The organism is Achromobacter spanius (assembly GCF_002812705.1).
In the GTDB taxonomy this organism is placed as follows: Bacteria; Pseudomonadota; Gammaproteobacteria; order Burkholderiales; family Burkholderiaceae_B; genus Achromobacter; species Achromobacter spanius.
This window is the reverse complement of sequence record NZ_CP025030.1, coordinates 395,266-420,088: the sequence shown is the minus strand read 5'-3', so window position 1 is coordinate 420,088 and position 24,823 is coordinate 395,266. Positions and strand designations below refer to the sequence as shown.

At 65.4% G+C, this 24,823-nt stretch carries 19 protein-coding genes; 7 read left to right on the top strand and 12 right to left on the bottom strand.

Annotated elements, in window-relative coordinates; genetic code table 11:
• Positions 1-64: 64 nt before the first annotated feature.
• Genes CVS48_RS02015 through rsmA form a run of 3 tightly spaced genes read left to right on the top strand, consistent with a single transcriptional unit; the run spans position 65 to position 4,827 of the window.
• On the top strand, positions 65-2,464 hold the full coding sequence (locus CVS48_RS02015) for an LPS-assembly protein LptD (RefSeq protein ID WP_100853037.1): 2,400 nt from the start codon (positions 65-67) through the stop codon (positions 2,462-2,464).
• Positions 2,461-4,023 carry a peptidylprolyl isomerase gene (locus CVS48_RS02010; protein ID WP_100853036.1) on the top strand — a complete coding sequence of 521 codons (1,563 nt, stop codon included), beginning with the start codon at positions 2,461-2,463 and terminating at the stop codon, positions 4,021-4,023. Before CVS48_RS02015 ends, CVS48_RS02010 begins: the two co-directional genes overlap by 4 nt.
• An 18-nt stretch (positions 4,024-4,041) precedes the next feature.
• A complete protein-coding gene (rsmA, locus tag CVS48_RS02005) occupies positions 4,042-4,827 on the top strand; it encodes a 16S rRNA (adenine(1518)-N(6)/adenine(1519)-N(6))-dimethyltransferase RsmA (protein WP_100853035.1) in 786 nt (261 codons plus the stop codon).
• A gap of 849 nt (positions 4,828-5,676) precedes the next feature.
• Here the strand turns inward: rsmA and CVS48_RS02000 are convergent.
• On the bottom strand, positions 5,677-6,819 hold the full coding sequence (locus CVS48_RS02000; protein ID WP_100857472.1) for a glycerate kinase: 1,143 nt from the start codon (positions 6,817-6,819) through the stop codon (positions 5,677-5,679).
• Between the two features lie 106 nt (positions 6,820-6,925).
• Here CVS48_RS02000 and pyk point away from each other — a divergent pair, with 106 nt between their 5' ends.
• Positions 6,926-8,368, top strand: a complete 1,443-nt coding sequence (gene pyk, locus CVS48_RS01995; protein ID WP_100853034.1) for a pyruvate kinase — start codon at positions 6,926-6,928, stop codon at positions 8,366-8,368.
• 47 nt (positions 8,369-8,415) lie between these two features.
• Here the strand turns inward: pyk and CVS48_RS01990 are convergent, their stop codons facing one another.
• A complete protein-coding gene (locus tag CVS48_RS01990) occupies positions 8,416-9,645 on the bottom strand; it encodes a nucleoside recognition domain-containing protein (RefSeq protein ID WP_100853033.1) in 1,230 nt (409 codons plus the stop codon).
• A 148-nt stretch (positions 9,646-9,793) separates the two neighbouring features.
• On the opposite strand from CVS48_RS01990, the gene CVS48_RS01985 reads away from it, so the two are divergent.
• The gene (locus CVS48_RS01985) at positions 9,794-12,196 is read left to right on the top strand and encodes an acyl-CoA dehydrogenase (RefSeq protein WP_242001123.1); all 2,403 of its coding nucleotides are present in this window, start codon (positions 9,794-9,796) and stop codon (positions 12,194-12,196) included.
• Here the strand turns inward: CVS48_RS01985 and def are convergent.
• From def to glyQ, 7 genes are all read right to left on the bottom strand, one after another.
• Positions 12,193-12,726, bottom strand: a complete 534-nt coding sequence (def, locus tag CVS48_RS01980; protein ID WP_100853032.1) for a peptide deformylase — start codon at positions 12,724-12,726, stop codon at positions 12,193-12,195. The genes CVS48_RS01985 and def overlap by 4 nt on opposite strands.
• A 15-nt stretch (positions 12,727-12,741) precedes the next feature.
• Positions 12,742-13,137: a lactoylglutathione lyase gene (gene gloA, locus CVS48_RS01975; protein WP_006217551.1), complete on the bottom strand. Its 396-nt coding sequence runs from the start codon at positions 13,135-13,137 to the stop codon at positions 12,742-12,744.
• 75 nt (positions 13,138-13,212) lie between these two features.
• Positions 13,213-14,253, bottom strand: a complete 1,041-nt coding sequence (locus tag CVS48_RS01970; RefSeq protein ID WP_100853031.1) for a M48 family metallopeptidase — start codon at positions 14,251-14,253, stop codon at positions 13,213-13,215.
• Entirely contained in the window at positions 14,246-14,968 is a 723-nt protein-coding gene (locus tag CVS48_RS01965; RefSeq protein WP_100853030.1) for a lysophospholipid acyltransferase family protein, read from the bottom strand. Before CVS48_RS01965 ends, CVS48_RS01970 begins: the two co-directional genes overlap by 8 nt.
• A gap of 4 nt (positions 14,969-14,972) precedes the next feature.
• A complete protein-coding gene (gene gmhB, locus CVS48_RS01960; RefSeq protein ID WP_100853029.1) occupies positions 14,973-15,512 on the bottom strand; it encodes a D-glycero-beta-D-manno-heptose 1,7-bisphosphate 7-phosphatase in 540 nt (179 codons plus the stop codon).
• Complete coding sequence (glyS, locus tag CVS48_RS01955; RefSeq protein WP_100853028.1) at positions 15,509-17,647, bottom strand: glycine--tRNA ligase subunit beta; 2,139 nt, start codon at positions 17,645-17,647, stop codon at positions 15,509-15,511. Before glyS ends, gmhB begins: the two co-directional genes overlap by 4 nt.
• The gene (gene glyQ / locus CVS48_RS01950) at positions 17,648-18,559 is read right to left on the bottom strand and encodes a glycine--tRNA ligase subunit alpha (protein ID WP_006217557.1); all 912 of its coding nucleotides are present in this window, start codon (positions 18,557-18,559) and stop codon (positions 17,648-17,650) included. It abuts the gene before it with no gap.
• A gap of 278 nt (positions 18,560-18,837) precedes the next feature.
• Here glyQ and CVS48_RS01945 point away from each other — a divergent pair, with 278 nt between their 5' ends.
• Positions 18,838-19,605: a crotonase/enoyl-CoA hydratase family protein gene (locus CVS48_RS01945; RefSeq protein ID WP_100853027.1), complete on the top strand. Its 768-nt coding sequence runs from the start codon at positions 18,838-18,840 to the stop codon at positions 19,603-19,605.
• 326 nt (positions 19,606-19,931) lie between these two features.
• Positions 19,932-21,455 (top strand): fumarate hydratase, encoded by a 1,524-nt coding sequence (locus CVS48_RS01935; RefSeq protein WP_006217560.1) that lies wholly within the window; start codon positions 19,932-19,934, stop codon positions 21,453-21,455.
• Between the two features lie 319 nt (positions 21,456-21,774).
• Here CVS48_RS01935 and CVS48_RS01930 read toward each other — a convergent pair whose 3' ends face one another.
• From CVS48_RS01930 to CVS48_RS01920, 3 genes are read right to left on the bottom strand one after another with little or no spacing between them, the layout of a single operon-like run.
• Positions 21,775-23,007, bottom strand: coding sequence for a CaiB/BaiF CoA transferase family protein (locus CVS48_RS01930; protein ID WP_100853025.1), 1,233 nt, complete (start codon positions 23,005-23,007; stop codon positions 21,775-21,777).
• Positions 23,004-23,864, bottom strand: coding sequence for a MaoC/PaaZ C-terminal domain-containing protein (locus tag CVS48_RS01925; RefSeq protein ID WP_100853024.1), 861 nt, complete (start codon positions 23,862-23,864; stop codon positions 23,004-23,006). Before CVS48_RS01925 ends, CVS48_RS01930 begins: the two co-directional genes overlap by 4 nt.
• Before the next feature lie 7 nt (positions 23,865-23,871).
• Positions 23,872-24,786 (bottom strand): SDR family NAD(P)-dependent oxidoreductase, encoded by a 915-nt coding sequence (locus tag CVS48_RS01920; protein ID WP_100853023.1) that lies wholly within the window; start codon positions 24,784-24,786, stop codon positions 23,872-23,874.
• Positions 24,787-24,823: the final 37 nt, after the last annotated feature.

Sequence of the window (24,823 nt, the reverse complement as noted above, 5' to 3'; positions counted from 1 at the left end):
GCATCGGCGGTTCTTTGCCGTCGGTGCCAGGCATTTCCATCGTCAAAAAGGGCTGTTTTCACTCGTGCGCAAGGTTCGGTGGTTGATCCTCTCTGCTGTCAGCGTCGCCGCCGGAGCCGTCCAGGCTCAAGGTAGCCAAGGTTCGACTCCCGCTGCACCGTCAGCAAGCTCGGCAACCGCCACTCCCGCGGCTCCCGTGTTGCGCACGTCGCCGGGTTTGCGGATGCATCGCCTGCCGGACGACAGCATTCCCGCGTACCTGGAAGCGGACAGCATCGAGGGCGATCCCGAATCCGACCTGACCCTGAGCGGCAGCGCGCAAGTGCGCCGCATCGACGGGATCATCAAGGGCGACCGCATCAACTACCGCAAGGACACCGGCGAAGTCGACGTCCAGGGCAGTGCGCGCATGATGCGCGACGGCACCTTGGTGACCGGCCCGAACGCGAAGTTCAACGTCGACAAGTATTCAGGCCAGGTCGAACAGCCCAATTTCTGGATGGGCGCCACCGGCGGCTTTGCCGTGGCCGACCGCGCCGACATCTTCAGCAAGTCGCAGATGCGGCTGCATACGGTCACGTACAGCGGCTGCTCGTGCGAAACGCCGTCCTGGTACATCAAGGCCAATACCGTCGACATCGACTTCGACGAGAACGAAGGTGTGGCGCGCAATGGCGTGCTGTATTTCAAGGACGTGCCGATCCTGGCGTCGCCCTACATGACCTTCCCGGTCAAGAAAGAGCGCAAGTCGGGCTTCCTGATGCCCACCTACGGCACCACCAGCCAGGGCGGCTTTGACTTTTCGCTGCCGTACTACCTGAACCTGGCCCCCAATTACGACCTGACCGTCCAGCCGCGCTATTTCTCCAAGCGCGGCATGCAGTTGGGCGGCGAATTCCGTTACCTGGGTTCGTCGTATGTCGGCACCATCGACGGCACCTACCTGCCCAACGACAACATCACCAGCGAAGACCGCTGGATGTACTGGTGGCGTCATCAGCAGACGTTCTCGCACGGCTTCTATGCCGACTGGGACATCGCCAAGGTATCGGACGACGATTACTTCCGGGATATCTCGCAGTTGGGTCTGAACCAGGCGTCCACCACCTACCTGCCGCAGCGCGGCCGCGTGGGCTGGGCGTCCGACTACTGGAGCACTTACGCCCAGGTCTACAAGTACCAGACGCTGCAGGATCCGGACGCGCCGCTGGTGCCGCCGTATGACAAGGAACCCGAGCTCTACCTGCGCGGCGCGCGCTACGACTGGGGCGGCTTCGACGTGGATTGGACCTCGACCGCCGTGCGTTTCCGCCGGCCCGATTTCGGCTCCACGGTGCGTTACCCCGATGGCGACCGCCTGCAGTCCTACCCGACCGTGTCCTACCCGATCGTGCGGCCGGGCTGGTTCATCATCCCGAAGGCGGGCGTGAACTACACCCAGTACCAGACCAAATGGCATGGCATGGACGCGCTCGGCTTGAACGGCGGTTCGGCCGACGGCCTGCCGCGCTCGCAATCGCGCACCGTGCCGATCATGTCGCTGGACGCCGGGTTGATTTTCGAACGCGACACGAGCTTGTTCGGCAAGGCCTCCACGCAAACGCTGGAACCGCGCCTGTACTACCTGCGCGTGCCGTATCGCGACCAGTCCAAGATGCCGGTCTACGATACGTCGCTGGCCGATTTCAGCTTCTCGCAGGCCTTTGAAGAGAACATCTATACCGGCGGCTGGGACCGTATATCCAACGCCAACCAGCTGACCGCCGCGCTGACCTCGCGCTGGCTGGACGCCAACACCGGCTTCGAGCGCCTGTCGCTGGCCGTGGCGCAGCGCCTGTACTTTGAAGACCAGAAGGTCACGCTGCCCGGCGAAACGCCGCGTGAAAACGTCCGTTCCGACTTCCTGGTCGGCGCCAGCGCGGCACTGACCGACACGCTGAGCACCGACGTGGCGGCGCAGTACAACCCCTACGACAACCAGTGGTCGCGTGGCCTGGTCAGCGCCCGCTGGTCGCCGCAGCGGCTGACCACGGTAGCGGTGTCGTATCGTTATCAGCGTGACCCGCAAACGGGTGTTCAGTACCAGCCCCAGGGCCAGAATCAGGTCAGCCTGGCGGTCCAATGGCCGTTTACCAAGCGCTGGTACGGTGTGGGCCGGGTGGACTATTCCTTGCGCTCCGGGCCGTCCAGCACGGTCGCCAATACGACGGAATCTCCCCGCGTGACGCAGGCCATCGCCGGCCTGGAGTACAAGGGGGATTGCTGCTGGGTGGGCCGCGTGGTCTACCAGCGCTATGCCGTATCGGCAACGGACGCCAACTCCGCAGTGTTCTTCCAGCTTGAGCTGACCGGACTGGGTTCCTTGGGAACCGACCCGATGAACCTGCTGAACAGAAGTATCCCCGGCTACACCAGCATTACACCGCCCGTGCCGGCCGGGACCACATTTGAAAGGTATGAATGATGCGTAGGTTGCACTCTTTGCGCCGCCTGTCCGGCAGTGCGCTGTTGTTGGCCCTTTGCGCCGGTCTGTCCGCCGCGCCCGCGGCCGCGCAGACAGGCCGGGCCGCGAACAACGGCGCCAAGGCCGCGCCCGCCGCGCCGCAGGGCGAGCAGTTCGTGGACGGCATTGCCGCGGTGGTCGACAAGGACGTGATCACGCTGCGCGAATTGCGCGACGCGTCGACCCGCATTTCGGCCGAACTGAAGTCGCGCGGCATCCAGGTGCCGGACGACCAGACCTTGCAGCATCAAGTGTTGCAGCGCCTGATCATGGAGCGCGTGCAGCGCCATGAAGCCGACCGTCTGGGTATTCGCGTGGACGACGCGCAAGTCGATCAGGCCATCCAGACCATCGCCGGCCGCAACAAGATCAGCGTGGCGCAATTGCGCGCCGAAATCGAAAAGTCGGGCACGACGTGGGACGCTTATCGCAAGTCGCTGCGCGACGAGATCCGCACCGACCGCCTGCGTCAACGCGCGGTGGATTCCACGATTGTCATCTCCGACACCGAAGTCGACGCGTTCCTGAAGGACCAGCGCCGCAACCCGGCGTTTGGCGCCGCGCCCCAGGCGCAGCCCCAGCCGCAGGCGCAGCCTGAGCCGGCGCCCGAGCAAGCCGCGGCGCCTTCGGGTCCTATGCTTTATGCGCTGGCGCAGATTCTGGTGCGCGTGCCGGAAGGCTCGTCGCCCGAACAGTTGGCGGCGCTGCGCAAAAAGGCTGAAGGCATCCTGGCCCGCGCCAAGCGTGGCGACGACTTCGCCAGCCTGGCGGCCGCCGCGTCTGACGGCCCGGAAGCGCTGCAAGGCGGCGTCATGGGCGTGCGTCCCCTGGACGGCTGGCCCGACCTGTTCGTCAAGGCCGTCAGCGATCTGCAAAAGGGCCAGGTCAGCAACCTGATCCAGAGCGGAAACGGGTTCCACATCATCAAGGTGATGGACCGCGGCACGGCACAGCCGGCCCCGGGCCGCACCGCGCGCGCGCCGGCTCCCACGCCCGCGCCGCAGCCCGCCGCGCGTCCGCAAGCGCCCGCGCAGCAAGGCCCCACTGAAGTGATGCAGACCCGCGCGCGTCACATCCTGATCAAGACGTCCACCGTCATGAGTGACGAGAGCGCGCGCCAACGCCTGGAACAGGTGCGTCAGCGCCTGGTGTCGGGTGGCGCCAAGTTCGAGGACATGGCGCGCCAGTACTCACAGGATTCGAACGCGCCGCAGGGCGGCGAGCTGGGATGGTTGAACCCGGGTGAAACCGTGCCGCCGTTCGAAGCCGCCATGAATGCCTTGAAGCCGGGCGAAATCAGCCAGCCGGTCCAGTCGCCTTTCGGTTGGCACTTGATCCAGGTTGAAGAGCGCCGCCAGCATGACGTCACCGACGAACTGGCCCGCATGAAGGCGCGCCAGACCTTGTTCGAGCGCCGTGCACAACCGGCTTTTGAAGATTGGCTCGAGCAGTTGCGCGCTCAGGCTTATATCGACAACCGGCTTGAAAAGCAGCAAAAGATCCAGCAGAACAACCGCTAAACGCATTACAGGCTTTTCATGTCTCAACACCAGGCGCGCAAGCGCTTCGGCCAGAACTTCCTGACCGACGAAAGCGTCGTCGAGTCCATCGTCCGGGCGGTAGCACCCGCCCGTAACGATGCCGTGGTCGAGATCGGCCCAGGTTTGTCTGCGCTTACCCGGCCGCTGCTTGAGCGTCTGGACCACCTGACCGCGGTTGAAATCGACCGCGACTTGGCCGCGCGCCTGCGCAAGCAGTTCGAGGCGTCGCGCCTGACCGTGGTCGAGGCCGACGCGCTGACGGTGGATTTTTCGCAGTTCGGCAGCGCGCTGCGTGTCGTGGGTAACCTGCCCTACAACATTTCCAGCCCGTTGCTGTTTCATCTGATGACCTGGGCCGACCACATCCGCGACCAGCATTTCATGCTGCAGCGCGAAGTGATCGACCGCATGGTGGCGCAACCGGGTTCGGGTGATTTCAGCCGTCTGTCGGTGATGCTGCAATCGCGCTACCGCATGCACAAGCTGTTTGATGTGCCGCCCGAAGCCTTCGACCCGCCGCCCAAGGTGGTGTCCGCGATCGTGCGCATGGTGCCCTTGCCGGCTGACCGCCTTCAACCGGTCAGCGTGCGTGCCTTTGAAACGGCGGTGGCCCGCGCATTCTCGCAGCGCCGCAAAATGCTGCGCCGAGTGCTGGCCGACTGGGCGCCGCAAGTCCCCTGGGAAGCCCTGGACATCGCCCCCACCGCCCGCGCCGAAGATATTTCGGTCGACCGCTACATCCGCCTGTCAGACGCCTTGGTCAAGGCCGGCCTGCTCTCGTAGGATGGGTGCAGCGCGAAGATCACGTCAATAAAGAACAGACGAAGATCGCGCGAAACCCATCAGCCGAAGGCGGAATTAAAGCCGGAATCAGCCACATAGGCATCGCTGGATTTCGAACCGGATTCAGCCACACCGCCGACGCCGCCCGATGGGTTGCGCGCGCTCGGCATTGTTTCCCTTCTGCCCGCTTTCCCGCGCTTCACCCATCCTACGACCAACCACGACGTGGCCATGTAGGATGGGTGCAGCGCGAAGACCACGTCAATATTAAGCAGACGCCAAACGCGCGAAACCCATCAGACGAAGGTGGAGTTAAAGCCGGAATCAGCCACATAGGCATCGCTGGATTTCGAACCGGATTCAGCCACACCGCCGACGCCGCCCGATGGGTTGCGCGCGCTCGGCATTGTTTCCCTTCTGCCCGCTTTCCCGCGCTTCACCCATCCTACGACCAACCACGACGTGGCCATGTAGGATGGGTGCAGCGCGAAGACCACGTCAATATTAAGCAGACGCCAAACGCGCGAAACCCATCAGACGAAGGTGGAATTAAAGCCAGAATCAGCCACATAGGCATCGCTGAATTTCGAACCGGATTCAGCCACACCGCCGACGCCGCCCGATGGGTTGCGCGCGCTCGGCATTGTTTCCCTTCTGCCCGCTTTCCCGCGCTTCACCCATCCTACGACCAACCACGACGTGGCCATGTAGGATGGGTGCAGCGCGAAGACCACGTCAGTATTGAACAGACGCCAAACGCGCGAAACCCATCAGACGAAGGTGGAATTAAAGCTGGCTCCGAGCGATAACCATCATTTCTATGATGTCGGCCCGCGCGGGCCTCATCGCTCACAGCATCCGTTTCTGCGCCGCCATCCAGAGCTGCATGATGTCTCTTGCCCGCTCCGTAAGCAGTTTCTCCGCGTCCGTCAGCGCTTGCTGCAAGGTGATGGGGCCGGGTGCCAGGCTGAAGGCGGCGGTAATGCCGCCGGCGTGCAGCGCTTCGTAGCCCTCGCCTAGTGACCCCGCCAACGCCACGACCGGTACGCCGGCCTGCTGCGCGATTTTTGCAACGCCGGCTGGCGTCTTGCCGCGCAGGGTTTGTGCGTCCATGCGGCCTTCGCCAGTGAACACCAGCGTGGCGCCTTCAATCGCCTCGGCCAGCCGGCCCAACTCCGCGACGATCTCCACGCCAGGCCGAAAGTGCGCCTGCAGGAACGCCTTGGCGGCAAAGCCCAGGCCGCCCGCCGCGCCCGCGCCGGCTTCGTTGCGATGATCCACGCCCAGATGCCGCGCGCAGACGTCCGCGAAATTCGACAGCATCTGGTCCAGCGCCAGCACCTGTTCCGGCGTGGCGCCTTTCTGCGGCCCGAATACATGCGAAGCGCCTTGCGGGCCGCACAGCGGGTTGTCGACGTCCGAGGCGATATCGATACGGATCTTGGCCAGGCGCGGGTCCATCCCGCGTGTGTCGATGCTGGCTAGCTTGCCCAGCGCGCCGCCGCCGGGCGGCAGGCTGTTGCCGGCGGCATCCATCAAGCGCACGCCCAGCGCCGTCAGCATGCCGGCGCCCGCGTCGTTCGTGGCCGATCCGCCCAGACCCAGGATGATGCGCGTGGCGCCCGCGTTGACGGCGGCCAGCATCAGTTCGCCCACGCCGTGGCTGCTGGCGCGCATGGGGTCGCGCTTGGATGGCGAGATCAGTTCAAGCCCCGCGGCCGCCGCCATTTCAATCACGGCGGTGCCGTCTTCCAACAAACCCCAGACGGCGTCGACCTTGTAGCCCAGCGCATCGTTCACCGTAAGCTGGCGCGCCTTCCCGCCGGTGGCAGCCAGCACGGCTTCAACCGTGCCTTCGCCGCCGTCGGCCATGGGAATGCAGACAGTGTGGGCGCCGGGGCAGGCGGCTTTCACGCCGCGTGCAATGGCCGCCGCCGCGTCAGGCGCGGAAACGCTTTCTTTGAAAGAGTCGGGAGCAATGACGATTTTCACGGTGTCGGGAGGGGCTGGTTGTGGGTCGGAATGCTGACCATGATACCCGTGCAGACGCAGGCGGCGTACCATAGCGCTTTCGTTGTTTTTGCGAGAGTGGACCGTCATGCCTGTATTGCGCCGCACCAAAATTGTTGCCACCCTGGGGCCTTCGACGTCGACGCCCGAACGCATTGAAGCGCTGATCCGCGCGGGCCTGGATGTGGCTCGTTTGAACTTCTCGCATGGCAGCGCGGACGACCATCGCGCCCGCGCAAAGTTGGTGCGCGACATCGCCGCCCAGCAAGGACGCTTTGTCGCCATCATGGGCGATCTCCAAGGCCCGAAGATCCGCATCGCGCGTTTCACCGACAAGCTGGTGCAGTTGCAAGTCGGCCAGCCGTTCACGCTGTCGCGCGTGCATCCGAAGGATGCCGGTACCGCCAGCATCGTCGGCATCGACTACCCCGAATTGGTCACCGATTGCCGCGTGGGCGACGAGCTCTTGCTGGACGACGGCCGCGTCGTGCTGGTGGTGGACCGCGTTGAAGGCGACGAAGTCCACACCACGGTGACGGTGGGCGGCCCCTTGTCGAACAACAAGGGCATCAACCGCCGTGGCGGTGGCTTGTCCGCCCCCAGCCTGACCGACAAGGACCGCGTCGACATCAAGCTCGCCGCCGAGATGGAACTCGATTACGTGGCCGTGTCGTTCCCGCGCTATGGCAGCGACATCGACGAAGCCCGCGCCTTGTTGGCAGAAGCCGGCAGCCAGGCCTGGATCATCGCCAAGATCGAACGCGCCGAGGCCGTGGCCGACGACGAAGCGCTGGACTCACTCATCCGCGCCAGCGATGGCGTGATGGTGGCGCGCGGCGACCTGGGCGTGGAAGTGGGTGACGCGGAATTGGTGGGCATCCAGAAGCGCATCATCCAGCACGCGCGCACGTTGAACAAAGTGGTCATCACCGCGACGCAGATGATGGAATCCATGATTTCCAGCCCCATGCCGACCCGCGCCGAAGTGTCGGACGTGGCCAACGCGGTGCTGGATTACACCGACGCCGTGATGCTGTCGGCGGAAAGCGCGTCGGGCCAGTATCCCGTTGAAACCGTGCAAGCCATGGCGCGCGTTTGCCTGGGTGCCGAAAAGCACCCCACGTCCACCGTGTCGCACCACCGCATGGGCGAAACCTTCACGCGCTGCGATGAAACCATCGCGCTGGCGGCCATGTACGCGGCCAACCATTTCCCCGGCGTGAAGGCCATCATTGCGTTGACCGAAAGCGGGCACACCCCGCTGATCATGTCGCGCATCCGCTCGGGCGTGCCGATCTACTGCTACAGCCCGCACAGCTTGACGCAGAATCGCGTGGCGATGTTCCGTGGCGTCTACACCATTCCGTTCGCGCCGTCGGACTACGAACCGGCCGAGCTCAGCGAGGCCGCCATCGAAGAACTGCGCAAGCGCAACCTGGTCAAGACGGGCGACTGGGTCATTCTGACCAAGGGCGATTTCTACCGCGACAGCGGCGGCACCAACGGCATGAAGATCCTGATGGTGGATTGACGCAAGGGCAGGGCGGGGCACTTGCTGCCCCGCTTAGCCCTTAACTTTTAGCCGAAGAACCAGTAGCACACGCCGATGGCGGCCATCACGCCGGCCGCATCGGCGATCAGCGCGCAACCCACCGCGTGGCGCGCGCGCAATATTCCCACCGACCCGAAGTACACCGCCAGCACGTAGAAGGTGGTTTCAGTGCTGCCCTGCATCACGGCAGCCAGCAAGGCCGGAAAGCTGTCCACGCCGTAGTGCGTCATGGTCTCAAGCATCATCGCGCGGGCCGCGCTGCCCGAGAACGGCTTGACCAGCGCGGTGGGCAGGGCGTCAACGAATCGCGTGTCCCAGCCGGCCTGCAGCGTCATCCAGCGGATACCGTCCAGCAGAAAATCCAGCGCGCCCGATGCGCGCAGCACGCCCACGGCGCATAGCATGGCCACCAGATACGGCAGCAGGCTCTTGGCGATGTCGAAGCCTTCCTTGGCCCCGTCGATGAACGCTTCATAGACCGGCACCTTTTTCCAGGCACCCACGACCAGGAACGCCAGCAGGATGCCGAACAGCGCCAGGTTGCCCATGAGCGAGGACAGCGACGCAATCGCCGCCGCCGACATGCTGGCCAACAGCGCCATGAAGCCGCCCAACACCAGCGCCGCGCCGCCCAGCCAAAGCATCACGATGGGGTCGGTCAAGCGCAGGCGCTGGCACGCGGCCACGGCCAGGAAGCCGGCCAGCGTCGACGCGCTGGTCGCCAGCAGAATGGGCAGGAACACCAGGGTGGGATCGGCCGCGCCTTGCTGGGCGCGGAACATGAACAGGGTGACGGGCAGCAGTGTCAGCGACGACGCATTCAGCACCAGGAACAGAATCTGCGCGTTGCTGGCGGTTTCCGGCGTGGGGTTCAGCGATTGCAGTTCGCGCATGGCGCGCAGGCCGATCGGCGTGGCGGCGTTGTCCAGCCCCAGGCCGTTGGCGGCGAAGTTCAGCGTGATCAGGCCGATAGCCGGATGGTTGCGCGGCACCTCGGGCATCAAGCGCGCAAACAGCGGCCCCAAGAGGTGCGCCAATTTTTCCACCAGCCCGGCGCGTTCGGCAATGCGCAGGAAGCCCAGCCACAGCGTCAACGTGCCGAACAGCAGCACCATGACTTCCACCGACACACGCGCCATGTCGAACAGGCTGGCCACCATCAGGCGGAAGACGTCGGGGTCTCCAATGGCCAGCCAGCGGTAGAGCGCGGCAGCGGCGGCGGTCAGGAAGAAGCCCAGCCAGAGTTTGTTCAGCATGCGTGGCGATGCCCGGATAGCGGTTGATTGCGCACCAGCGCGGGGACGCTCATTGTCGCAGAGTCAGCCCTTGCGAGCTTGGCCGCGCGTCGTCAATTCTGGTACTTTGCACCGACACGCCCTAGGGCCATAACAGTGAGGGACACTCATGGACTTCAATGCCTGGCGCCGTCGCCGCATCTCGGAACCCGCGTATCGCTGGGCGCGCAACGCCTTGCCCCCCATGTCGGCAACCGAGCGCGAGGCCATCGAGGCCGGAGACTCCTGGTGGGACGCCGACCTGTTCACCGGCAACCCCGACTGGCGCAAGCTGCTGGACGTGCCGGTCGCCGCGCTCACCCCGCAGGAACAGGCGTTCATCGACGGCCCCGTGGCGCAGCTATGCGCCATGCTGGACGAATGGGACATCACCTGGAACCGGCGTGACCTGCCTCCGCGCGTATGGGACTTTCTGAAGGCCCAGCGCTTTTTCGGCATGATCATTCCGCGCCGCTACGGTGGCCTGGGTTTTTCCCCCTATGCGCATTCCGAAGTGGTGCGGCGCATTTCCGCCTATTCGATCACGGCGGGCGTCACGGTCATGGTGCCGAATTCGTTGGGGCCGGGCGAATTGCTGATGCAGTTCGGCACGCCCGCGCAGCGCGATTACTGGTTGCCGCGCCTGGCCGACGGCCGCGAAGTGCCGTGCTTTGGCCTGACCAGCCCCGAAGCGGGCTCGGATGCCGCGTCCATGGTGGATACCGGCGTGGTGTGCCGCCAGGTGGTGGACGGCCGCGAGCTCATCGGCATCCGTCTTAATTGGCACAAGCGCTACATCACCTTGGGGCCGGTGGCCACGGTGCTGGGGCTGGCGTTCAAGATGTCCGACCCCGACGGCATTCTGGGCGGCCCCGAAGACATCGGCATTTCAGTGGCGCTGGTGCCCACCGAGGCGCCGGGCGTGGAGATCGGGCGGCGCCATCTGCCGGCGATGCAAGTGTTTCAGAACGGCCCCAACCAGGGCCATGACGTGTTCGTGCCCCTGGACGCGCTGATCGGTGGCGAGGCGCGTGCCGGCCAGGGTTGGCAGATGCTGATGAGCGCGCTGGCGGCGGGGCGCGGCATTTCGCTGCCGTCGCTGTCGGCCGCGGCCGCCGTCATGTGCGCGCACACCACGGGCATGTACGCCCGGGTGCGCGAGCAGTTCGGTATTCCCATCGGCAAGTTCGAAGGCGTGCAGGAACAACTGGCCCGCCTGGCGGGCAACGCCTATCTGGTTGAAGCCGCGCGGCGCCTGACCTGCGCCGCGCTGAACCAGGACGTGAAGCCCGCCGTCGTGTCGGGCATCATGAAATACCACGCCACTGAATGCATGCGCGAATCCGTCAACGCCGCGATGGACGTGCACGCCGGGCGCGCCGTCATGGACGGCCCCAGCAACTACCTGGGCGCGCTGTATCGCGCGGTGCCCATCGCGATCACGGTCGAGGGCGCCAACATCCTGACGCGCAACCTGATCATCTTCGGGCAGGGCGCCATCCGCGCGCATCCGTACCTGATGCCGGAAATGATGGCGCTGGCCAACCCCGACGAAGAACGCGGCATCGAAGTCTTTCATGACGTGTTCTGGCGCCATCTGCGGCACGCCGGCAAGAACGCGCTGCGCGCCATCGGCCGCGCATGGACGGGCGGCTTGCTGGCGCCGTCGCCGGTGTCCGGCCCCACGGCGGGCCACTACCGCAGGCTTGGACGCTATGCATCGGGCTTCGCGCTGCTGGCTGACGCCACCTTGGCGCAGTTGGGCGGCGGGCTGAAGCGGCGTGAAATGATCTCGGCGCGCCTGGGCGACGTCCTGTCGCAGCTATACCTGCTGTCGGCGGTGCTCAAGCGCTGGGAAGACGAAGGCCGCAAGCACGACGACCTGCCGCTGGTGCATTGGTGCATGGCGCAGGGGTACGCCAGCATCGAAAAAAGCCTGGATGAAGTGCTGCGCAATCTGCCGGGGCGGGTGATGGCCTGGGGCTTGCGCGCCGCCATCCTGCCGCTGCGCCTGGCGCGGGGCCCGGATGACGCCTTGACGCGCGCCTGCGCCGAGCTTCTGTTGAAGCCGTCGCCCACGCATGCGCGGCTGGCGGCGGACTTGCAACGCGAGCCCAGTAGCGGCACCGGGCCGTCGGCCGCCGTGCTGTTGGGCGGTGGCCGCGCGGGCAGCGACCCGCTTGCGGACCTGACCCGCGCGTTTGCGCTGGTCGAAGCCGTGCAGCCCCTGCGAGACCGCCTGCGCCAGTCGAACGTGCGCGATTGGCGCGAGGCGCATCAGCGTGGCGCCGTCACCGATGCGCAGGCCGCGCAGTTGGAAGCGGCCGAGACCTGGGTATTGAAGGTCTTGCAGGTGGATGATTTTGCGCCGGAAGCGCTGTCGCCGCAGGCGGCACGCACACCCGACGCGGCCGCGGGGGCACATCCCGAAGCCAACTCCGAAGCCAACTCCGAAGCAGATCTGGAAGCGAACCCCGAAGCAAATCCGGAAGCGAAGCCCAAGGCCAACCCGGACCCCGAACCGGACGCTTAGTCGTCCGCGTTAGGGTCCATGCCGGGGAACAGGATTTCCGTGAAGCCGAACTTCGAGAAATCCTGGATGCGCGACGGGTACAGGCGGCCGATCAGGTGGTCGCATTCATGCTGCACCACGCGGGCGTGGAAGCCTTCGGCTTCGCGCTCGATCAACTGGCCGTACGGGTCGCGGCCGCTGTAGCGGACGTGGCGATAGCGCGGCACCAGACCGCGCAGGCCAGGCACCGACAGGCAGCCTTCCCAGCCGTCCTGCATCTCGTCCGACAGCGGCGTGATGACCGGGTTGCACAGAATGGTCTGCGGCACGGGCGGCGCGTCCGGGTAGCGCTCGTTGCGCTCAAAGCCGAAGATCACCACTTGCAGGTCCACGCCGATCTGCGGCGCGGCCAGCCCCACGCCCTGCGCTGCCGCCATGGTTTCAAACATGTCGTCGATCAGGGCGTGCAGTTCGGGCGTGTCGAAGCGCTCCACGGGCGGGGCCACGCGCAAGAGGCGCGGGTCGCCCATTTTCAGGATGGGGTGGATCATGGCGGGCTTTCCTGCTTAGTCCTGACGGCCTTTCTTCTGGATGAACTCGATCTTGTAGCCGTCCGGGTCTTCCACGAACGCGATCACGGTCTTGCCGTGCTTCATCGGACCGGCTTCGCGGGTGACCTTGCCGCCGCGTTCCTTGACCTTGTCACAGGCTTCATAGGCGTTGTCGACTTCCAGCGCGATGTGGCCGTAGCCGTTGCCCAGGTCGTACTTGTCGGTGTCCCAGTTGTGGGTCAGTTCAATGACCGCGCCTTCGGACTCGTCCTGATAGCCCACGAAGGCCAGCGTGAACTTGCCGTCCGGGTAATCATTGCGGCGCAGGACGCGCATGCCGAGCACGTTGGTGTAGAAATCGATGGACTTGTCGAGGTTGCCGACTCGCAGCATGGTGTGGAGCATACGCATGGAAATCTTCCTTAAAGCGATGAGAGGTGGGGGAAAGCGCCCGGGGGGCGCCGGTGCTTTCCAGAATAATGCGTCTTAGAACTGAGGCAGCGATGCCGGGTCGTGGCGCCGCAGGATGTTCTTGGCGTCTTCGAAGTCGGGCAGGATTTGGCCCACTTCACGCCAGAAGTCCTGACTGTGGTTCATCTCGCGCAGATGCGCGAGTTCATGCGCGATAACGTAATCAATGATGCCGGGCGCGAAATGAATCAGGCGCCAGTTCAGCATGATATTGCCGTCGCTGGTGCAAGAGCCCCAGCGCGTGGCCGCCGACGACAGCCGCCAGCGGCGGATTTTCAGGCCGCTGATCTGCAAAAAATGCGCCAGCCGCGCGCCAAACCAGGCGCCGGCGCGCTGCTGCAACCAGGCTTGCGCCGCATCGCGGATACGGCTTTGATCGGCCGCGGACGGCAGCGCCAGCAACAGGGTGTCGCCGTCTTGCGGGGCGTCGGCATCGCCGGACAAGCGGGACTGGCGGCTGTCGCCACCCACGCCAAGCACGATGCGCTTGCCCAGGTAAGGCAGTTCGCCACCGGCCTGCCAGCGCGTGTGCGCGATGGCCAGTTGCTGCTTGCGGGCATGCCATTCGCGCAGTTTGGTGAGGATCCAGCGGGCTTTCTCGCGCACCGCGTCGTCAATCTGTGTCAGCGTGACCCAACTGGGCGCCGTCACCCGCAGGCCGTCGTCGGTAATGACAAAGCCTATGCTGCGTCGGCGCGAGCGCAGCAGCACGAAACCAATCGGCTGCTGCTCGGTGGGCACTTCACGCCAGCGCGCGCCGGGCGGCAGCGGGTCCGGACAGGGCGTGGGCACGCGCGACGACGCATTGGGCGACAGCGTCAGCAGCGGCTCGCCCTTGGGCGTGTCGGCCGTGGCGGCATCGGGAAACAAGTTGGTGGGGGTGACGGGCTGCGGGCTGTCCGCCTGGGGCGGCGGCGCGAGCGGGGGGCCTGGGCGCGGCTTCGGCGTGGCGATCAGCGGCGACGCGCCCTGGAGCGCGATCAGTGACGACGCGCCTTGGGTCGCGTCGTGGTCTTGTACGTCGAACAGGAGTTCGAGCTGATCAGTGCTAGGCATACCTTTCGGGATTGAGACGCCGCATTTCCCCTTCGATCCATTCCTGAACCTTCAGGTTCAGTTCATCGGGGGAGAGTCCCTTGGATTCTATCGCGGGACCGATCGACAGGGTAACCATGCCGGGATATTTGACGAAAGCATTGCGCCGCCAGCATTCGCCGGCGTTATGCGCCACCGGAATGACGACCGCGCCGGTGCGCGACGCCAGCAGCGCGCCGCCCATTTTGAAGCGCGCCGTCTTGCCCGGCGCCACGCGCGTGCCTTCGGGAAACAGCAGCGGCCAACGGCCTTCGTCCATGCGCGTCTGGCCTTGCTTGACCACCTGGTCGAAGGCGTCGCGGCCCTTGGAGCGGTCAATGGCAATCATGCGCAGCAGCGCCAGGCCCCAGCCGAAGAACGGCACCATGTGCAGTTCTTTCTTGTAGACGAAGCAAACCTCGCGCGGCATGTGCGCCGGGAAGAACAGGGTTTCCCAGGCCGACTGGTGCTTGGACAGGATCACGGCCGGGCCCTCGGGCAGGTTTTCCCAGCCCTTGACCTGCCAGCGGATACCGCAGAACACCTTGGCGCCCCAGATGGCCAGGCGCGGCCAGCCCACCGTCAGCTTGTAGCGCCAGTGCAGCGGCAGCGGCGTCCACAGAATGCAGAGAAAGGCGTAGGGGATGACCGTGATGGCCAGGAACAGGAAATACAGCAACGAACGGAGCCGGGCCATTGAATCAATTGTCCTGAAGCAGAATGTCGGCCACGGCCGACAGGTCTTCGCACACGCGGGTGTTCTCGGGCAGGCCGCCCTTGGCCAGCGTCTTCTTGCCGTTGCCGGTTTGCACCAGCCACGGCGCGCAACCCACGGCGGACGACGCCTGCAGGTCGCGCAGCGAATCGCCCACCGCGGGCACGCCGGCCAGGTTGATGTCGTAGCGGTGCCCAATCTGTTCGAACAGCCCGGGACGCGGCTTGCGGCAGGTGCAGTTGTCATCCGGCCCGTGCGGGCACAGGAACACCGCGTCGACCGCGCCGCCCACGGCGGCCAGTTCACGCCGCATCTTGGTGTGGATGGCGGTCAGCGTGTCCATGTCGAACAGGCCGCGCGCCAGGCCGGACTGGTTGGTGGCAACCACCACCTTCCAGTCGGCCTGCGTCAGCCGGGCAATGGCTTGCAGGCTGCCGGGCAGGGCAATCCATTCGTCGGGATTCTTGACGAACGCATCGCTGTCCTGATTGATGACGCCGTCGCGGTCTAGGATGATGAGTTTCACTGTGCCAGCCTGGAAATGTCGGCCACCTGGTTCATCAGGCCATGCAACTGGCTCAACAACGCCAGGCGGTTGGCGCGCACGGCCGGGTCTTCGGCCATGACCATGACGTCGGCAAAGAAGGCGTCCACCGGTTCGCGGGCTTGCGCCAGCGTGGACAGGCTGCCGGCAAAATCGCCCGCGGCCAATTGCGCTTCGGCTTGCGGGCGCAGCTTGGCGACGGTGGCGGCCAGCGCGCGTTCGGCGGGTTCCACCAGGGCGGCCTCGTTCACGGCGCCGATCTCGCCTTCGGCCTTCTTCAGCAGATTGCCGATGCGCTTGTTGGCGGCGGCCAGGCTGGCGGCTTCGGGCAGTTGCGCAAACGCGGCGGCGGCGCGCACGCGCTCGGCCACCTGATGCAGCGGCGGCGTCAGCGCAATCACGGCTTCGACTGCGTTGCGGTCGAAGTCGTTGATGAGCTGGTTGCGGTAGCGCTCGTAGATGAAGGCGCGCACTTCAGCCAGCGTGTCGGCGGGGATCTTGCCGGCGGGGAACGTGCCCGCAGCCAGTTCCAGCAGGCCGTTGAGCGACAGCGGGCCGTCCTGGCTGACCTTCAGCCAGCCACCGGCCGCCAATTGTTCAAACGCGCTGATCAGGCCAAGCGCCGCGCGGCGCAGGCCGAAGGGGTCGCGTTCGCCCGTGGGCGCCAGACCGATGGCCCAGATGCCGACCAGCGTTTCCACGCGCTCGGCGATGAACAGCGTGGCGGCAGTCAGGGTGTCTTGCGTGACGGGGGCGTCGTAGCGGTTGCGGTATTGCGTGCGCAGCGCCTCGACGACGCTGGCCGGTTCACCGTCGCCCGCTGCGTAGTAGGCGCCCATGATGCCTTGCAGCTCGGGGAATTCGCCCACCATGTTCGAGCCCAGGTCGGCCTTGGCCAGCATGGCGGCGCGGTCCGCGGCGCTAACGTCGCCGCCCAGTTGCTCGGCCACGCCACGCGCGATGGCGCGCACGCGCTCGACGCGCTCAAGCTGGGTGCCCAGCTTGTTGTGATAAACGATGGAACCCAGTTGTTCCACGCGCGAGGCCAGCGGCGTCTTGCGGTCGGTTTCAAAGAAGAACTGCGCATCCGCCAGGCGCGGGCGCACCACGCGTTGGTTGCCCTCGACGATGTTCACCGGCTTGTCCGTGTGCATGTTGCTCACGATCAGGAAGCGGTGCGTCAGGCGGCCGGTGGCCGGGTCGAACAGCGGGAAATACTTCTGGTTCAAGCGCATGGTCAGGATCAGGCATTCCTGCGGCACTTGCAGGAACTGCTCTTCAAACTGACCCACGTAGACGGTGGGGTGTTCGACCAGTGCCGTCACTTCATCCAGCAGCGCGGCCACTTCCGGGTCGTCACCCAGCGTGGCCGACAGGCGGCCGGCGTGGTCCAGCAACTGGCGCTGGATGTCGTCGCGGCGGCCTTCAAACGACGCCACGACGCGGCCCTTTTCAGCCAGCGTGGCGGCGTAGGAATCGGCGTCGGTGAACGATACCGGGCCCGCGCACATGAAGCGGTGGCCCAGCGTGTCGCGGCCGGCCTGCATGCCCAGCGCGGATACCGGCACCACGTCGGCGCCGAAGAGCGCAACCAGGCCGTGCGCCGGGCGCACGAACTTGACGGTGGTGACGCCGTCGGCCAATTGGTAACGCATGACCTTGGGGATCGGCAGGCTGTTCAACGCCGTGTCGATGCCTTCCTGCAAACCGGCGGCCAGCGACGAGCCGGGGGCGGTACCGCGAGCCACCAGGTAGTCTTGTTTGCCGTCGGATTCGCGGTCCAGCGTGGCCAAGTCGATATTTTCCAGGCCCTTGGCGGCCAGCTTCTTTTGCAGCGCCGGGGTGGCGCGGCCGTCTTCGGTCAGGCCGATCTTGGCGGGCATCAGCTTTTCGGCATAGGGCTGGTCGGGCGCCTGCGCCAGCACGGCGGACAGGTGCACGGCCAGGCGGCGCGGCGTGGAATACGCGGTCACGGCGCAGCCTTCGGCCAAGAGGCCGTGGCGTTCCAGCGTGGCGCGCACGCCTTCGGCAAAGGCCTGGCCCAGCTTTTGCAGGGCCTTGGGCGGGAGTTCTTCGGTCAGCAGTTCGACCAGCAGCGGGCGGATGTTCGTCGTCATTTATGCAGCCTCCCCGGCGGCCTGATTGCGGCGCAGCATGGGAAAGCCCAGTCGTTCGCGGGAATCGAAATAAGCCTGCGCGACGGCGCGCGACAGGTTGCGGATGCGGCCGATGTAGGCGGCGCGCTCGGTCACGCTGATGGCGCCGCGCGCATCCAGCATGTTGAACGTGTGCGCGGCTTTCAGCGCGGCCTCGTAGGCCGGCAGCGCCAGCGGCACGTCCATCAGGCGCTTGGCTTCGGCTTCGTAGTCGTTGAAGTGCGCAAACAGCATGTCGGCCGACGAGTGTTCGAAGTTGTAGGTCGATTGTTCGACTTCGTTCTGGTGGAACACGTCGCGGTACAGCACGCGGTTGCCGTTGGCGCCTTCGGTCCAGACCAGGTCGTACACGCTTTGCACGTCCTGCAGGTACATGGCCAGGCGCTCCAGGCCGTAGGTGATTTCACCCGTGGTCGGCGTGCAATCCAGGCCGCCCACTTGCTGGAAGTAGGTGAACTGGGTGACTTCCATGCCGTTCAGCCAGACTTCCCAGCCCAGGCCCCAGGCGCCCAGCGTGGGGTTTTCCCAGTCGTCCTCGACAAAGCGGATGTCGTGCTGGGTGGGGTCGATGCCCAGCGCCTTCAGCGAACCGATGTACAGGTCCAGGATGTCGGGCGGCGCGGGCTTGAGCACCACCTGGTACTGGTAATAGTGCTGCAGGCGGTTGGGGTTTTCGCCGTAGCGGCCATCCTTGGGGCGACGCGACGGCTGCACGTAGGCGGCGCGCCACGGCTCCGGGCCGATCGCGCGCAGGAACGTGGCCGTGTGCGAGGTGCCGGCGCCGACTTCCATGTCGTAGGGTTGCAGCAGGGCGCAACCCTGCTTGTCCCAGTATTCCTGGAGCGTAAGGATGATTTGCTGAAAGGTGAGCATAGGATTCTTGGAATTCGACTCGCCAGGCAGGCCTGCCGTGGGCGTAGGAAACCGGGCATTTTAACTGGCCTGGGGTCTTCCCGTTTGGCGGGCGCCGCCGGGCGGTTACATCTATGCCCCGGCGGCATCCCTCGCTGGGCCGAGTGTGCCCCTGGCGGACGCTCGGCAAGCAGCCCGGCTGCGCCTGCAAACCAATGGTCGTATGATTCCGGGTTACGTCCCAAGTCTTATATAAAACCCGGAACCCGATTCCGAGAAATCCCGGAAGGAGCAGTCCTATGTCAGACCTGATCACGGTGGAAGTCACCGACGGCATCCAGATCATCACGATCAACCGCCCCGAAGCCAAGAACGCCATCAACCTGGAAACCGCCCAGGCCATGGCCGCCGCGCTGGACCAATTGGACAGCCGCGACGACATCCGCATCGGCATCCTGACGGGTGGCGGCGGCACGTTCTCGTCGGGCATGGACTTGAAGGCATTCGCCAAATCCGGGCAGCGTCCCTATGTTGAAGGCCGTGGTTTCGCCGGCCTGAACGAACGCCCGCCCAAGAAGCCGCTGATTGCCGCCGTGGAAGGCTACGCGCTGGCCGGTGGCTGCGAAATGGCCTTGGCTTCCGACCTGATCGTGGCCGCCAGCAACGCCAAGTTCGGCCTGCCGGAAGTCAAGCGCGGCCTGGTGGCCGGCGCCGGCGGCATGCTGCGCCTGCCGCGCCGCCTGCCGTACCACATCGCCATGGAAGTGATCCTGACGGGCGAAATGCTGACCGCCGAACGCGCGTATTCGTTTGGCCTGGTCAACCGTCTGACCGAACCGGGCGGTGCGCTGACCGGCGCGCTGGAACTGGCGCGCGCCATCGTCGAAAACGGCCCGCTGGCCGTGCAGACCGCCAAGAGCATCGTGTCGCAGGCCGTTGATTGGGAGCAGGAAGGCATGTTCGACCGCCAACGCCCGTTGATCGCCCATATCTTTTCGTCGGCCGACGCGAAGGAAGGCGCGACCGCTTTCGCTGAAAAGCGCAAGCCGGTCTGGCAGGGTAAATGAGCCCCCACGCCGCACTCGCTACGCTCGCTTGCTGCCCCCCCGGGGGGGCGCTTTTTGCCTTGGGGCGGCCCGGCGGTATGAAAATACCCCCACGCCGCACTTCGCTACGCTCGCTTGCTGCCCCCCGAGGGGGGCGCTTTTTGCCTTGGGGCGGCCCGGCGGCAAAAATGGCCCCCACGCCGCACTCGCTCCGCTCGCTTGCTGCCCCCCGAGGGGGCCGCTTTTTGCCTTGGGGCGGCCCGGCGGCAAAAATTGTTCTTTTCACGGCGGTTGGCCGTTAGTGCCAGCCGCGTTTCCATGTTTTCCATCTAGACCCGCAAATCGCCATGTCCGTCATCATTAAAGAAGAAGACTTCATCCAGTCGATAGCCGATGGCATTCAGTTCATCAGCTACTACCACCCCGTCGACTACATCCGCCATCTGGCGCGCGCCTACGAGCGCGAGGAAAGCCCCGCCGCGCGTGACGCGATGGCGCAGATCCTGACCAATTCCCGCATGTGCGCCGAAGGCAAGCGTCCGCTGTGCCAGGACACCGGCATCGTCAACGTCTTCCTGAAGATCGGCATGAGCGTGCGCTTTGACACCAAGCGCACCCTGCAGGAACTGTGTGACGAAGGCGTGCGCCGTGGCTACCTGAATCCGGACAATCCGCTGCGCGCCTCCGTGCTGGACGACCCGCTGTTCGCGCGCAAGAATACGCGCGACAACACGCCCTGTATCCTGCACGTCGAGCTTGTCCAGGGTGACAAGGTCGACGTGCAAATCGCTTCCAAGGGCGGCGGTTCGGAAAACAAATCCAAGTTCGCCATGCTGAACCCCAGCGATTCGCTGGTGGACTGGGTGCTGAAGACCGTCCCGACGATGGGCGCCGGCTGGTGCCCCCCGGGCATGCTCGGCATCGGCGTCGGCGGCACCGCTGAAAAAGCCATGCTGATGGCCAAGCAGTCGTTGATGGAAGACATCGACATGTACGAACTGCTGGCCCGTGGCCCGCAGAACAAGCTGGAAGAGCTGCGCATCGAACTGTACGAAAAGGTCAACGCGCTGGGTATCGGCGCGCAAGGCCTGGGCGGCCTGACCACCGTGCTGGACGTCAAGATCAGCACCTTCCCCACGCACGCCGCGTCCAAGCCGGTTGCGATGATCCCGAACTGCGCCGCCACGCGTCACGCGCACTTTGAACTGGACGGCACGGGCCCCGCGCGCCTGGATCCGCCGTCGCTGTCCGAATGGCCGGAAGTGCATTGGGCGCCGGACTACAACAAGTCCAAGCAGGTGGACCTGAACACGCTGACCAAGGAAGAAGTGGCCAGCTGGAAGCCGGGCCAGACGCTGCTGCTGTCGGGCAAGATGCTGACCGGCCGCGACGCCGCGCACAAGCGCATCCAGGACATGCTGGCCAAGGGCGAACCGCTGCCCGTGGACTTCACCAACCGCGTGATCTATTACGTGGGCCCGGTGGATCCAGTGGGCGACGAAGTGGTCGGCCCCGCCGGCCCCACCACCGCCACGCGCATGGACAAGTTCACCGACATGATGCTGGAGAAGACCGGCCTGATCTCGATGATCGGCAAGTCGGAACGCGGCCCGGTCGCGATTGAAGCCATCAAGAAGCACGGCTCGGCGTATCTGATGGCGGTGGGCGGCGCGGCGTACCTGGTGTCCAAGGCCATTCGCGGCGCCAAGGTGCTGGGCTTTGCCGACCTGGGCATGGAAGCCATCTACGAATTCGACGTGAAGGACATGCCGGTAACCGTGGCGGTAGACGCCAAGGGCACCTCGGTCCACACGACGGGTCCGAAGGAATGGCAAGCCAAGATCGGGAAGATTCCGGTCGCGGTGGCGTAAACGCTGTTTTTTGGTGGGTGGGTATGACCCACCCATTTTTAATTCGGCGATGGACGTGCAGGCCCATCGTAGGATGGGTGAAGCGCGCACGGACGCGGAGAAGAACGCTGACGTTTAACGCGCGAAACCCATCATGCAACGGCGGTGCTGTGGCTGATTTGGTTAAGGACCCGGCGCTGCTTGATGGGTTTCGCGCGATCGGCGGTGGGGTTCTTGCATCGGGCCTGCCGCGCTGCACCCATCCTACGGGCGCTGCTTGATGGGTTTCGCGCGATCGGCTTTGGGGTTCTTGCCCTGGGCCTGCCGCGCTGCACCCATCCTACCTTCCATCTGCCGATTTTTTTAATTCGGCGATGGCGGCGGGGGATTTGTTCAATACCTCGCGCAGCACTTCTTCCGTGTGCTCGCCCAACAGCGGCGGGGCGCGGCGGTAGACCACTGGCGAATCCGAAAATCTTAACGGGCTGGCCGTGACGGGTGCCGTGCCGCCCAAGGGATGCGGCAAATCGCGGCGCAACTGTCTGGCTTCGGCTTGTGGGTGCGCGAAGGCCTGTGCAATGTTGTTGATCGGGCCGCACGGCACCCCCACCGCTTCCAGCTTCGCAATCCAATCGTCGCGGCGGCCTTCCTGCATGATCGCCGTCAGGATCCCGATCAATTCCTCGCGGTTCGTGACGCGCAAGCGGTTGGTGGCAAAGCGCGGGTCGTCGCCCAGCTCCGGCACGCCGATGGCGCGGCAATACGCCCGATACTGCGATTCGTTGCCCGTGGCCACGATCAGATGGCCGTCGCTGGCCGCGAACACCTGATAAGGCACCACGTTCTGATGCGCGTTACCCGCGCGCGTGGGCGCCACGCCGGAATTGAAGTAGTTGGAATTCTGGTTCGCCAGCAACGCCACATGGCTATCCAGCAGGGCGATGTCCAGATGCTGCCCCAAGCCGCTACGATGCCGTTCCTGCAACGCCGCCAGAATCGCGACCGTAGCGTACATGCCCGTGACGATATCCGTCACCGCCACGCCCGCCTTCTGCGGGCCGCCGCCGGGCAGGTCATCACGTTCACCGGTAATGCTCATCAGCCCGCCCATGCCCTGGATCATGAAGTCATACCCAGGGCGCTGCGCAAAGGGTCCGTCCTGCCCAAAGCCCGTCACCGAGCAATAGATCAGGCGCGGGTTGATGGCCTTCAGGCTGTCGTAGTCCAGCCCATATTTCTTCAGCCCACCCACCTTGAAGTTCTCGACCAGAATGTCGCTAACGGCCGCCAGTTCGCGGATCAGCGCCGCGCCCGCGGGCGTGGCCATGTCGGCTTCCACCGAACGCTTGTTGCGATTCGTGCTCAGGTAGTAGGCGGATTCACTCGTGTCCTGGCCGTTCGCATCCTTCAGGTACGGCGGCCCCCAGGCGCGCGTGTCGTCGCCCACGCCCGGGCGTTCAATCTTGATGACGTCGGCGCCCAAATCAGCCAGGTTCTGCGTGCACCAGGGGCCGGCCAGGATGCGCGACAAGTCCAATACTCGGATGCCGTCCAGCGCGGGCGGCCGCGTCATGGTTGCACCGTCGCGGTACCGTGGCTCATCACCACCACGTTGCGTTCACGCGAGCGCGCCAGGAACTGGATCTGCCCGTTCGCCTGTCGCCAGATATCGCATTGCAGCGTTTCGCCGGGATACACCGGCGCGGAAAAGCGCGTGTTCAAGCTGGTCAGCCGCGAGGCGTCGTAGTCGCAGCAGCTTTTCACGATGGCGTGCGCGGCCACGCCGTACGAGCACAGCCCGTGCAGAATGGGCCGCGGATACCCCGCCTGGCGCGCTACCTCGGGGTCCACATGCAACGGATTGGGATCGGCGTTCAGCCGATACAACAGCGCGGCATTGGGCGCGATGCGCAGTTCGCAGCGCAGGTCCGGCTCACCATCGGGCGTGGCGGGCAGGGGCTCGGGGCTGGCATCGCCCTGGCCGAAGCCGCCGTCGCCCCGGCAGAACGTGCTCTGGCGCAAGGTGGCCAGGCAGGCGCCGTCTTCGCCATGCAGCGTGCGCTCGTTGATGACGATGGCGCCCTTGTCCGCGCCCTTGTCGATCACATGCGTGTTGCGGGTGCGGCTCACGACCATGCCCGACGCCGGCAAGGGCGCGTGCACCGTGAGCCGCTGCTCGCCGTGCACCACTTTCACCCAGTCGATGCCGGTGCGCGGGTCGCGCACCCAGAAGCCGGGGTAGGCCAGCACCACGCCCATCGTGGGAAACGCCTGCAAGCCCTCTTCGTACACGTAGCGCAACTGGCGGGTGTCCTCGGGGTCTTGGCCCAGCCCGATGCCCAGCGCGTACAGCATGGTGTCTTTCTGGTCGTAGCGCTGACGGACCTCGTCAAAGCGCCAGTCTTTCACGGTGGCGTAATCCAGCGGCATGGCGGTCTCAGATAGGGTCCCAGTCGATCACGTCGGGCGAACGCTCCAACGCATAGAAGTGCTTGCGCATCGCCGGCACGGCAATGTCGGCAATGCGCTCGGGCGTCCAGCCTTCGCTGTGATGCACCGTGCGCAGCGGACGCGGCTGGCTGATCAGCATGATCTCGTTGGCGCGCACCGCGAAGATCTGCGCGGTGACTTCGCTGGCCGCATCGCTGGCCAGGAACACGGCCATCGGCGCGACCTTGCCCGCTTCCATCTTCTTCAACTTTTCGACACGCGCCTTCTCTTCATCGGTTTCCGCCGGGATGGAACTCGTCATGCGGCTCCAGGCGAAGGGCGCAATGCAGTTCGAGCGCACGTTGTAGCGCGCCATGTCCAGCGCGATGGATTTGGACAGCGCCACGATGCCCAGCTTCGCGGCGGCGTAGTTGGCCTGGCCGAAGTTGCCGATCAGACCCGAGGTGGACGTCATGTGCACGAACGCGCCGGATTCCTGCTCGCGGAAGTACGGCGCCGCCGCGCGGCTCATGAAGAACGAACCGTTCAGGTGCACGTCGATCACCTGGCGCCATTCCTCTTCGCTCATCTTGTGGAAAACGCGGTCGCGCAGATTGCCCGCGTTGTTGATGACCGCGTCGATGCGTCCGAAGGCGTCGATCGCCGTCTGCACGACGCGGCTGGCGCTGTCGTAGGCCGCCACGCTGTCGGTGTTGGCCACGGCCTGTCCGCCGGCCGCCACGATCTCGCGCACGACTTCCTGCGCCGGCCCTTCCGCGCCGCCTTCGCCCGTGAGCGACACGCCGATGTCGTTCACCACCACCTTGGCGCCCGCTTCGGCCATCGCCAGCGCAATGCTGCGCCCGATGCCGCCGCCCGCGCCGGTGACGACCACTACCTTTCCGGAAACGATGCCGCTCATTGACTCTGACTCCTTTGCTGCGGCGCACGCGCCGTCG